The organism is Staphylococcus americanisciuri (assembly GCF_024814435.1).
Classification (GTDB): Bacteria; Bacillota; Bacilli; order Staphylococcales; family Staphylococcaceae; genus Staphylococcus; species Staphylococcus americanisciuri.
Genome location: NZ_JANUXY010000004.1, coordinates 63,826 through 75,742 on the forward strand (window position 1 = coordinate 63,826; position 11,917 = coordinate 75,742).

Genomic DNA, 11,917 nt, shown 5'->3' on the forward strand with positions numbered 1-11,917 from the left:
TTGTATGGTGTATTTTTTGTCATCATTCCATATTTTTTAAGATTTCTTGTCTGACATGTTTGGTAATCGCAACGCCATATCCCATTTCTTCAGCGTTGTATTCAAAAGAGGAGTTACCTGAGTTATTGAAAGCATTCGGAAAGATACCAATCAATTCATTATGATCATTCATAATCGGGCTACCGGAATTGCCTTTTCTCGTCACTGCGTTAAAGTAAAACTGTGGTTCTACTGTGGTCGCTTCATTCAAGTAATAGCCTTGTGTGACAAACATTTGATGTTCAGGTGTGTTAGCGAGTTTTGGGAAACGCGATGCAAAATACTTCGGTTGTGGATAGCCTACAATTTTGATGCGATCTTTGTAAGACATTGCTTCAATACTTTTTTCGCTAGCTATAGGCATAGGTGTGAGCACATGGCTTAAATCTTCTTTTGTATGTACGACTGCAAGGTCAACACCTTTAATCATATGTACAGATTTAATGGTATATGTGTAGGGTGTTTGCGTTGGTGACTGCATAGGTATGAACCGTAAGAGACGTGGATGCGCAGGACGATAGTTTCGTTTACCCTGATGTGTTTTTGTACTTTCAACTACATGATTATTAGTTAAAAGCGTATGCTTATCAATGGCGACAGCAGTTCCAGATGAATGTTTTGAATGATTGATAAAACGTCCTACAGAGCGATAGGCTTTAGGAATAGGTTGTTTCACAGCATTAATAGAAATAGCATCGTCGTTGATGCGCTGCGCAAGTTCGAAAGCTGTTTTACTTCCTGACTTTTTTTGATAAGCATTATTGGTTACGTATGCATCTCTAGGGTCTTTTGTGTTGTGAACTTGTACATCAGGTTCATGTGGTCGATTGAGAAAATATATCATTGTAACTATCGTGATTAATAAAGCCATAAAGATTAAAAAGATACGTTTTTTCACGGTATATAACTCCTTATTGATAGGTTATAAATTTGCATGAGATAATTTGTTAATATAGTATAATGCATAGATGTTTTATGTCAAAAAGCACCCCGATTAATTTTAAATCAATCGAGGTGCTGTTATTGATTTTAGAATGTAATCAACGACTTCAAATCTTCTGGGTTGTCATAAGATGTAAAGATAATTGTTTGGTTACGACCACGGATATAGCCACTTTTAGAGTCGTCTCCGATAATGAATGTGTTATTGAAACGGAAAAGTTCATATTGGTAATCTTTAAAAATTTTGTATAAGTCATGAACAGAATAACATTGACGTTCACGCATCATAAAACGTCCTGTAAGGTTCACCGCAACTGAAGGATCTAAATCATATTTTTCAATGAATGCACGTATATATTTATTTCTATTCGCAGCTTTTTCAAATAAGCGGTCTGCTAATTCATAGATGACGGATGGATGTGGACTGTCCGAAATATGTTTCAACAGCTCGTAATTCGTCATTTCTCTACCTGTATAAAAAATATTATTATTTGTTCGCCACTCTTTGATAGCACGAGTTGTATTTGGAACATGTTCATTAGCTGCATACGTATAATAGATAAGAGGTCCCAAGCCATCAATGGTCATCGAATGTTCAGCATTGACAGCTGTCTCAATCTTATGTGTTGTATTGTCAACAATGAGATAGCTTCGACCTAGTCGGCGCATTTCATCGAATAAATTTGTATCTTCGTATTGTATATTATTAGAAGCTAAGACATTTGGCAGTTGCTTCGCTAGTTCAGGGAAAGCCGTGCCGCCACTTGATGATTTCAATAAGGTGAGAGAATCTTCATTACATAAAAACTTCAAATCATTTAACATCATGTCTGTGCTGGCATACCAAGTAACATGTTTCTTTCTCACATTACCCATAGCATGACGTAAATCATCATCTAGACAAAGAATATAATCTGCATTAGACGCTGCGAGAACAGGTGCCAATTCTTGATGGATTTCACGTGAGTTTTTACCCAAGTCATTAATCTTACCAAGTGCAATAATTTTATTGCCTTTGAAAAAGCGTGTTTGTGTATCAAAAGCTTGTATGGCATTAATCATTGCAGGTAATGATGCATTGTGTGTGTCGTCAAGTAATGTCAACTGATGATGTGGTGTTTTAACGGTTTTCATCTTCAGCACTTTAGAAAATGGTTGGAAGTCTTTTAAATAGTCAGCGTGAATATCAATATTTAACTGTTTTAAGACAAGTAAAGCTGCAAGGGTATTAGAAACCATACCAGAGCTAATAGTGTTAATTTGATACATATCAAACTTAGGACCATTTAATATACCAAAACGCACAAAGCCTTTTTGATATTGAATAAATTCAGGTGTAAGGTCTGCACTAGATGAAGTGAGAGTTGAATAAGTATAAACGTTTTTAGTATGTGTTGAAGCCTGTTCAACCAAATAATCAGCAAACAGCGTATCACCATTGATTATGGCAATGCCATCCTTAGACAGACCATTAAACACACGGGATTTAATTTTTGCAATTTCTTCCATACTTTTGAATGAAGAAAAGTGAGCAGCACCAATTCCAGTTATTATGGAAATATCTGGGCGTAAGTTAAGCATAGTATCTTCAATATAATTGATAGCATTTAAAGACGTTTCAATAACTGCAAAATCTGGATTTTTAATGAGTTTGAGCATATTAATATAAGTAGCTGCACGTACATTGTTGTTACCTCTATTTTCTAAGACTTCATAGTCTTGCAACAATGAAGAAATCAACATGCGTGTAGAACTTTTGCCCATTGAACCCGTGACTGCGATAATAGGGTTTGTATACTGATTGCGGATATGAATTGCTAAAGTCTTTAATGCTTTTACAGAGTCTTCAACAATGATTTGTGGAATTGGATGATGTAATCCTTTCGCTTCTTCTTCGCTAATAATGAGGCCAATTTCTTCATGAGCAGGATCGATTAATTCATTTCCTTCAGGAGACCCTTTACTTCTCCCTAAAAATCTAGACCATGTGTTTTTATTAGGTGAAAAATAGGCTGTTTGTTTAGATTTTATAAGACCAAAAAACATCTCAAAATCATCAATAACATTGTTTTCGTTTTGTGTGTTAACATCAATCATCTTACCGTTTATAATGTTAGCGATTTCTTTAATAGTTAACATGAATTTTGTAACTCCTTCATAAATTATAGTTGTGATTTACTTTTTATATGCCAGTACTTCTTTTCTTACTTCTTTTGTTAAAGCAACTCCGTAACCCATTTCCTCAACATTATATTTGAAAGATGACGTCCCAGAGTTGTTAAAGCCACTTACGTATATACCAATTAATTCGGAATTGGAGTTCATAATTGCACTTCCAGAGTTACCTTTTCTAGCTATCGCATTGATGTAAAATTGAGGTTCAGATGTTTTGGCTACATTTAGAAAAAATCCATTAGTTTCAAATAATTGTCGATATTTAATTTTAGCCAATTCTGGATACCGTGATTCAAAGTATTTTGTTTTTGGATAACCGACTAAGCTAATAGGATCTTTGAACGTCATATTATCTATACTTTGTTCTGACGCAATTGGCATAGGTTTGATTTTGTCACTCAATTTTTCCTTAGTTTGAACTACAGCTAAATCAACGCCCTTGATCATATGAACAGATGCGACTCTAAAGGTATATGGTGTCTGATTAGGTGTTTGCATAGGATAGAAAAAAAGTTTATCAGGTGAGGCTGGACGATAGTTACGTGCACCTTTATTAGTGATTGTATCTTCAACTAAATGGTTATTTGTAAGTAATGTATAGTCTCCTATTACTACGGCAGTCCCTGCTGAAATAGCATCACCATTTGCAAAACGTCCTATAGCCTGTAAATTTGTAGGTATAGGGTTTTGAACAGGTCCTATTGAAATAGCATCATCATCAATAGTCTGAGCGAGATTAAAAGCTTTTTCACTTCCGTTCGTTCTATCGTAGGCACTATTTGAATTATATGCATCAGCTTGAACAGATGGTGCTATTGGCGGAATGAGAAAAATAAAAATAAGGCAAGACAAAATGTTAATACAAAATTTTTTCATTTAATGCACCCCTTGATTTTAAACAATCAGATTAAATGATTATTCTTATGCTCTGTCGATATGCTTGCGTCAATCACTTTATAAATATAATATACAGAAATAGTTTCAGTAGAGCAACAAACTGTTCGACCAATTAATTTTTATGATTTTAAATAATATCTGATATCTAACTTTACTGTTTTCAAATATATAAGGTTCTAATAATTTGGTTGGTTATGAGCACCATATAGTGTGTCACTATCCACTTGTGAAATAATTATATTTTTAAATAGTGAGCAGTCACCAACTGTATCCGTGAGTAGTAATTTGGTATAATGAACGTAATTTGAAAAAGAGAATTGGATGAGGTGTGAATTTGAAAACAGGACAAATTATTAAGTCTTTAAGCGGTGTCTATCGTGTGGAAGTTGATGGTGAACAATTTGATGCGAAACCACGCGGACTGTTTAGAAAGAAGCAAATAACACCAGTTGTTGGTGATTTTGTAGACATAGATTTTGAAACACACGCGGAGGGATACATTCAGCATGTGCATACGCGTAAAAATGAATTGAAACGACCACCAGTTAGTAATATTGATGTACTTGTAATTGTGATGAGTGCAGTGGAACCCGATTTTTCTACGCAGTTACTGGATCGCTTTCTCGTCATTGCACATTCCTATAATCTATCACCACGCATTGTCATCACCAAGAAAGACTTAACGACTGAAACACAGCGTGCAGAGATTGAACGTTTGTTAGCAATTTATCAACACATTGGTTATGACACGCAGTTTGTTGGTAAGGAAGATGATGTACAGGCAATCTTCAATGAATGGCAACCGGGTATTGCGGTGCTAAGTGGTCAATCAGGTGTCGGCAAGTCAACATTATTGAACAGCTATTGCCCAGAGTTGGCGTTGGAAACGAATAGTATTTCGCAGTCTCTCAATCGTGGGCGCCATACAACACGCCACGTTGAGTTATATCCGCGATCAAATGGTTATATTGCGGACACGCCAGGTTTTAGTGCGTTGGATTTCGATCATATTGATAAGCAAGATTTGGGTGACTATTTTATTGAAATGAGTGAAGCAAGTGAACAATGTAAGTTTCGTGATTGTTCGCATACGAATGAGCCGAAGTGTCACGTCAAATCAATGGTCGAAACGGGTGAGATTGCAGAATTCAGATACCAACACTACGAACAACTATTACAAGAAATTTCTAATCGAAAGGTACGATATTAATGACTAAAATATTTCCTTCTTTATTATCTGCTGATTTTTTAACATTACAAGATGAGATTTTGGCACTTGAAAAAGCAGATGTTGACGGTTTGCATTTTGATGTAATGGACGGACAATTTGTGCCGAATATTTCTATCGGTTTTCCAATTTTAGAAGCGGTCAGACGTGGAACAACATTGCCAATTGATGTTCATTTAATGGTGGCAAATCCCGAAACATATATCGATGCATTCTGTGAAAAAGGAGCCGATAAAGTATCTGTGCACGTTGAAGCAACGCCGCATATTCATCGTGCGCTTCAAAAAATACACGCTCACGGCAAGGAAGCAGGTGTTGTATTAAACCCAGGTACATCGATTGAAGCAATTCGGCCAGTACTTGCAGATGTTGATTTTGTATTAATCATGTCCGTGAACCCAGGCTTTGGTGGTCAAGCGTTTATTCCATCAAGTCTCGATAAAATTCGTGCGCTTAATGCGTTACGCGAAGAACAAGACCTAGCATTTCGCATTGAAGTAGACGGTGGTGTCAATGCAGAAACTGCACAACAAGTCGTTGAGGCAGGCGCAGATTGGCTTGTTGCGGGGTCATACTTTTTCAATCAATCTGACTATACACAAGCAGTTACAACGCTAAAAGGTGAGGCGTAAACACTATGTCAAAGCGCATTCAGTTGTTATGTAGTCATCGTAATTTACCTGATGATATTTTTGAACACTCAAAAGATACTGCGTGGGCGGGTGTTGATCGTGGCACTAAAATACTTTTGGAGCAAGCGATTCGTCCGGTCTTTACGGTAGGTGATTTTGATTCTGTTTCGGATGAAGAGTACAAATGGATTGCCGAACATATTTCGATTGCGCCCGTACCAGCTGAAAAGGCAGATACTGACTTGGCACTGGGTGTTGCACAAGCGGTTGAACGAGGCTATGATGAAATTGCTATTTATGGTGCAACAGGCGGTCGACTGGATCATTTTATGGGGGCGATGCAATTGTTGAAAGCACCTGCCTATCAGAAATATCTTGTACAGTTGGTTGATCAGCAAAATGAGATTACTTTGTTAACAACAGGAGAACACGTGCTTCAAAATGATACACGCTACTATTATATTTCATTTGTGCCAGCTTCTGATGATGTCACATTATCATTACGAGGTTTTAAGTATGATTTGGATAAAGTAACATTGAAAGAGGGAACAACCTTGACCATTTCTAATGAATTTGATACATCAAAAGCGTATGTCAATGTTCATCAAGGTATGGTTTATCAAATGCGTAGTCGTGATAAGAAAGATAATGAATAGATACTTGATAGTCGTTTCAGTTCAGTTGAAATAGTTGTCTAGCGTACAGTCCATGGTGATTGTGCGCTTTTATATTCTAAAATAGGTAGAATAGCTTTGAGTAGGCTCTCTCATCATAATTAAAACAAATAATTTTGATGATATACATAATAATTAAATATATTATGTGATAATAAAATGTTTGTTATTTTGAATTTTTTACATAGATGTCCATTGATAATGATTATCAGTTGATGTATCATAATCCTGTAAGATTATAAAAATGGTAACAAATGATACGAGTAGTGTATGTTTTGTTGAACGAATATTTGATTGACAATCATAATGAATTTGATAAATCTATTATTTTATTTCCATTTGCAGGCGGTGAATTCAATATTTATAAGAATTGGACACCTTCTTTTAAGGAATTTAATGTGTTACGTATTCTTTATCCAGGAAGAGAAAGTGGATTTGGAGAACGATCTTTAAATAAATATAGATATGTTTATTAATGATAATCCAGACGAAGTTATTTTTAAGGCATACTTAAGTGATCTATAAAATGAATGAACTTTCTAATATTGAATCATTTAATCCAGATAAAATATTACAAGACTTATTAAAAGGATAGTCTTGGCAATACCAATGAATATAAAAAATTTTATACAACAAAACGTAATGATTTCGTTTATCATTTGTATTTTAAACAGCACATAATCATTATATTGTGTTGAAGACAGTGAACATGCATCATATGTTGCAAAATTATTAATATAAAATTTTAACAGACGGGGAGTTAGATTATGAATAAATTATCAGTTAAAGATTTAATTACAGTAGGTATTTTTACAGCGATATATTTAGTAGTGTGCTTTGTTACGTTTATGATTGGTTACTTACCATTTTTAATACCGTTTCTAGGGTTCATTTGTCCGATTGTATGCGGTATTCCGTTTATTTTATATGTTATGAAGATTGATAAATTTGGCATGGTGACATTGACTGGAACGATTTTAGGTATTGCTTTTACAGTGATGGGCAGTGGCTTAATTATGATACCGTTTGGCATTATCTTTGGTTTGATTGGTGACTTCATTATGAAATCTGGTGGGTATAAAGAGTGGAGATCAATTGCGTGGGGCTATGCTATTTTCTCATTTTGGATGATGGGATTTGTCGTAAGAATGTTTATTGCAAGAGATCAATACTTTAAAGAAATCGGGCAGTCTTATGGTCAAGATTACGTAAATGTCTTGGAATCTATTACACCATTATGGACATTACCTGTGATGTTTATTTTGACAGTGATTGGTGGTCTTATTGGTGCTTGGTTAGGTAAGAAAATGTTTAGTAAACATTTTAAAAAGGCGGGACTTGTGTGAAGACAGTTGCTGGTTCATTAAGAGATTATAGGAACATTGTGACAAAATTAGACCCTAGAACTAAGATCGCTTTAACGATCACGATAAGTACTATTTTAATATCAAGTGGTAGTTCGCAAAGTATTTTAAGAGTATGTTTAACATTATTTTCACTTGCATTATTATTATCTATTCATAAGATCAGTTTATTTATCAAATGTGCTGTTACTTTTTTGGTGCTGATATGCATTCAATATTGGGTTATTCCTTATACAGAAGGCATGATTAAATTTATTCTGCTCGCTTTTGTTGGAATCTTTATGAATATGTTTCCTGGGTTTATCGTTGGTTATTACACTTTATTCTCTACAAAAGTAAGTGAATTTATAGCAGCTATGGAAAAAATGAAATTACCTAGAAATATTATCATTCCAATATCTGTGATTTTTAGATTTTTCCCGACGATTGCTGAGGAATATCGAAATATTAATTATGCCATGAAAATGAGAGGTATTAACTTTTCAAATCATTTTTTTAAAGTAATTGAATATAGAATGATTCCGCTTATTATATCCGTTGTACAAATTGGGAATGACCTTTCTTTTACAGCGATGACAAGAGGGATTGATTCTCCATTTAAACGGACGAATGTATGCGTAGTGAAATTTAAACTACTTGATATCTTGTTAATTATTATCATGGTGATATTATGGATTATTTATTTTAAGGAGAAGTTGTTTAATGATTAAATTTGATAATGTAACTTTCAACTATGCTTCTTCGGAAAAACCAGCTATTCAAAATGTCTTACTTCATATTAAACAAGGTGAATTAGTCGTGTTCTGTGGTAAATCAGGTAGTGGGAAGTCTACGATTGCTAAATTGATAAATGGCTTAATACCTAAAGTTCAACATGGTGATATAAATGGACGTGTTTACTTGAATGGACGCAATATATCGGAAATCGAGATGTATCAATTATCACAAATGGTTGGTAGTGTATTTCAAAATCCGAAGACACAATTTTATAACGTCGATACGACAAGTGAGCTTACGTTTAATTTGGAAAATCAAGGTATTGATAAAGCGGTCATCATTGAAAAAGTTAAAACAGTTATGAACCAGTTTAAGATTGAGCATTTATTGGATCGTAATATATTTGATTTATCAGGTGGCGAAAAACAAATCATTGCATGTGCGACAGTGCTTATTACTAATCCAGATGTTGTTGTTTTAGATGAGCCATCTTCAAATTTAGATATGTATAGCATTAAGAAATTAAAAGAAATGATTTGTTATTTAAAAGAACGTGGTAAAACGGTCATCCTGATAGAACATCGATTAGATTATATTATGGATGAGGCAGATCGTATCTGTTATATGGAAGACGGCTCATTATATGCTGATTACCCAATAGATACATTTAAATCACTTAATCGCAATGAACTTGAAAGCATGGGGATTCGATATGCACAAGAGGAACGATTACAATATGAGCCACAGTTTGGTAATCATGTCATGGAGATGTATAACTTTACTTATACGTATGACAAATTTAGTAAAGAGAAACAATTAGATGTGAATGAAATAACCGTACCGAAAGATGAAGTCGTCGCGATTATTGGCGATAACGGCAGTGGTAAATCGACCTTTGCTAAATGTTTATGTGGTTTACTGAAAGATTTTAAAGGACATGTGACGTATAACCAAAAGCGACTCAAACAGAAACAATTATTAAAGCAGAGTTATATGGTTTTCCAAGATGTAAACACACAATTATTTACGGAAAGTTTGGAACAAGAATTACAGCTACTAAATGTTCAAATAACTGAAACACAAGTTGATGACATGCTAGGAAATATGAATTTGTTAGATAAAAAGCATGAACATCCATTGTCACTTTCTGGTGGAGAAAAACAAAGGATGGCCATAGCTACAGCAATATTGAGTGGTAAAGAAATTATTATATTTGATGAACCTACTTCAGGGCTGGATTTATACCATATGAAAAAAGTCGTGAAAATGGTTAATGACATCCATGACAAAGGTAAGCAAGTTTTTATCATTACACATGATAAATCATTGGTATTAGAGATTTGTACATATGTCTTACATTTTGGAGAAGGTCGTCTTATTAATCAGTTCGCATTGAATCATCAAGGGATCGATCAATTGAATCGTTATTTCGATGTATAAATCGCATCAATGAGAGGAGTCAATAAAGCATGAACATCGATGAACATTGGATAAAATCATTATTCGTATTTGGACAAGATGCTAAATGGAAGATTGTTTTATCTGTTGTATTGTCTATTATCAGTGTGTTTTCAGGATTAGTGCCTTATTGGGTGGTATATAAAATCATACTATTAATGATTGATGGAAATACAGAGATGTATCAAGTTATTTATTATATAAGTATCGCGGTAGGTGCTTATGTTATACAAGTTATTTGTTTCGGAAGTTCGACGATGTTATCGCATGTGACGGCTTATGATATTTTATCTAATATTAGAAAGCAATTGGCACATAAATTAATGCGTTTACCTTTAGGTGTTGTAGAATCTAAAAAAATTGGTGAACTTAAAAGTATATTTGTCGATAAAGTAGAAACAATTGAATTACCGTTAGCGCATATTATTCCAGAAGTAGTAGGTAATTTATTACTGTCTATTTCTATATTTGTTTATATCGTCATTATCGATTGGCGTATGGCTTGTGCTATGTTGATTACGGTGCCAATCGCATTTTTTGCTTTCAAAAAATTAATGTCTGGATTTAATGAGACTTACGAAGAGCAAATGGCATCGAATAATTACATGAATAGCTCAATTGTTGAATACATTGAAGGTATAGAAGTTATTAAAACATTTAATCAATCTCAAAATTCTTATAAAAAATATAAAGATGCTGTTAATGCATATAAGACACATACTTTAAATTGGTTTAAAAGTACATGGGGCTATATGAACTTAGGAGCGAGTATTCTTCCTTCGACTTTTTTAGGAGTGCTACCATTAGGTATGTATTTAATTTCAATTGATCAGTTAAACTATGCAGAATTTTTTATTTGTTTAGTACTGTCTTTAGGTGTTGTCGCACCTATCAAGAACTTTACGAATTATGTTAATCAATTAAAATCAATCCAATATGCGATTATAGAAGTACGCCAAGTATTGAATTTAGAAGAACTTGAAGTCTCGAAATCATTTAAAGAACCTAAAAATCATCAAATATCATTTAATGATGTTGGCTTCTCTTATTTCAATGATAAAGATAACTTAGTATTTAATCATTTGTCGTTTGATATTCCAGAGAAAACTTTTACAGCAATTGTTGGTGCATCTGGTAGTGGTAAGTCTACGATTGCGAAATTACTATCAAGATTCTGGGATGTAACGTCCGGTGAAATTGATATTGGTGGTGTAAATATTAAAGATATTGAACCTAAAAAATTGAACGAATTAGTTGGTTTTGTAGGTCAAGATAACTTCTTATTAAATCTTACGTTTAAAGAAAACATTAAATTAGGTAATCCGGAAGCATCGAATGAAGCGGTTGAAGAAGCGGCTAAATTAGCGCAATGTCATGAATTTATTACGAAATTGCCAGAGGGCTATGATACGAATGTAGGTTCAGTTGGTGATAAATTATCGGGTGGTGAAAAACAACGTGTCACAATAGCGAGAATGATCTTGAAAGATGCACCGATTATTGTATTAGATGAAGCGACAGCTTATGTCGATCCAGATAATGAACAAAAAATTCAATCTGCATTAAATGTTTTAACTCAAAATAAGACGCTCATTGTTATTGCCCATCGATTATCTACCATTAAACAAGCAGATCAAATTATTGTGTTAGGTCATCAACAAATTCTTGAAAAAGGTGACCATTCAAGATTATTGGATATGAATGGTCACTATAAACAAATGTGGGATATGCACATCGGTGCGAAAGATTGGGGGGTCTCTTCTTAATTTGTAATACATTCAAATATAAAGG

General features: G+C 34.0%; 11 protein-coding genes. 8 read left to right on the forward strand and 3 right to left on the reverse strand.

The window, feature by feature from the left end; translation table 11 throughout:
- Positions 1-22: 22 nt before the first annotated feature.
- From NXS11_RS04830 to NXS11_RS04840, 3 genes are all read right to left on the reverse strand, one after another.
- The gene (locus NXS11_RS04830) at positions 23-937 is read right to left on the reverse strand and encodes a trypsin-like serine peptidase (RefSeq protein WP_259199437.1); all 915 of its coding nucleotides are present in this window, start codon (positions 935-937) and stop codon (positions 23-25) included.
- Positions 938-1,068: 131 nt separating this feature from the next.
- Positions 1,069-3,120, reverse strand: coding sequence for a Mur ligase family protein (locus NXS11_RS04835; RefSeq protein WP_259199438.1), 2,052 nt, complete (start codon positions 3,118-3,120; stop codon positions 1,069-1,071).
- 36 nt (positions 3,121-3,156) lie between these two features.
- Positions 3,157-4,032, reverse strand: a complete 876-nt coding sequence (locus NXS11_RS04840) for a trypsin-like serine peptidase (protein WP_259199439.1) — start codon at positions 4,030-4,032, stop codon at positions 3,157-3,159.
- Positions 4,033-4,387: 355 nt separating this feature from the next.
- On the opposite strand from NXS11_RS04840, the gene rsgA reads away from it, so the two are divergent.
- From rsgA to NXS11_RS04880, 8 genes are all read left to right on the forward strand, one after another.
- Positions 4,388-5,263 carry a ribosome small subunit-dependent GTPase A gene (gene rsgA / locus NXS11_RS04845; protein WP_259199440.1) on the forward strand — a complete coding sequence of 292 codons (876 nt, stop codon included), beginning with the start codon at positions 4,388-4,390 and terminating at the stop codon, positions 5,261-5,263.
- Positions 5,263-5,913 carry a ribulose-phosphate 3-epimerase gene (gene rpe / locus NXS11_RS04850; RefSeq protein WP_259199441.1) on the forward strand — a complete coding sequence of 217 codons (651 nt, stop codon included), beginning with the start codon at positions 5,263-5,265 and terminating at the stop codon, positions 5,911-5,913. The genes rsgA and rpe overlap by 1 nt, the downstream gene beginning before the upstream one ends.
- A 5-nt stretch (positions 5,914-5,918) precedes the next feature.
- The gene (locus NXS11_RS04855) at positions 5,919-6,569 is read left to right on the forward strand and encodes a thiamine diphosphokinase (protein WP_259199443.1); all 651 of its coding nucleotides are present in this window, start codon (positions 5,919-5,921) and stop codon (positions 6,567-6,569) included.
- Positions 6,570-6,841: 272 nt separating this feature from the next.
- A complete protein-coding gene (locus NXS11_RS04860) occupies positions 6,842-7,063 on the forward strand; it encodes a hypothetical protein (RefSeq protein ID WP_259199445.1) in 222 nt (73 codons plus the stop codon).
- A gap of 291 nt (positions 7,064-7,354) precedes the next feature.
- Complete coding sequence (locus NXS11_RS04865) at positions 7,355-7,933, forward strand: MptD family putative ECF transporter S component (protein WP_259199447.1); 579 nt, start codon at positions 7,355-7,357, stop codon at positions 7,931-7,933.
- A complete protein-coding gene (locus NXS11_RS04870) occupies positions 7,930-8,661 on the forward strand; it encodes an energy-coupling factor transporter transmembrane component T (protein WP_259199448.1) in 732 nt (243 codons plus the stop codon). The genes NXS11_RS04865 and NXS11_RS04870 overlap by 4 nt, the downstream gene beginning before the upstream one ends.
- A complete protein-coding gene (locus NXS11_RS04875) occupies positions 8,654-10,108 on the forward strand; it encodes an ABC transporter ATP-binding protein (RefSeq protein ID WP_259199451.1) in 1,455 nt (484 codons plus the stop codon). Before NXS11_RS04870 ends, NXS11_RS04875 begins: the two co-directional genes overlap by 8 nt.
- A 29-nt stretch (positions 10,109-10,137) precedes the next feature.
- Positions 10,138-11,892: an ABC transporter ATP-binding protein gene (locus tag NXS11_RS04880; RefSeq protein WP_259199453.1), complete on the forward strand. Its 1,755-nt coding sequence runs from the start codon at positions 10,138-10,140 to the stop codon at positions 11,890-11,892.
- Positions 11,893-11,917 lie beyond the last annotated feature (25 nt).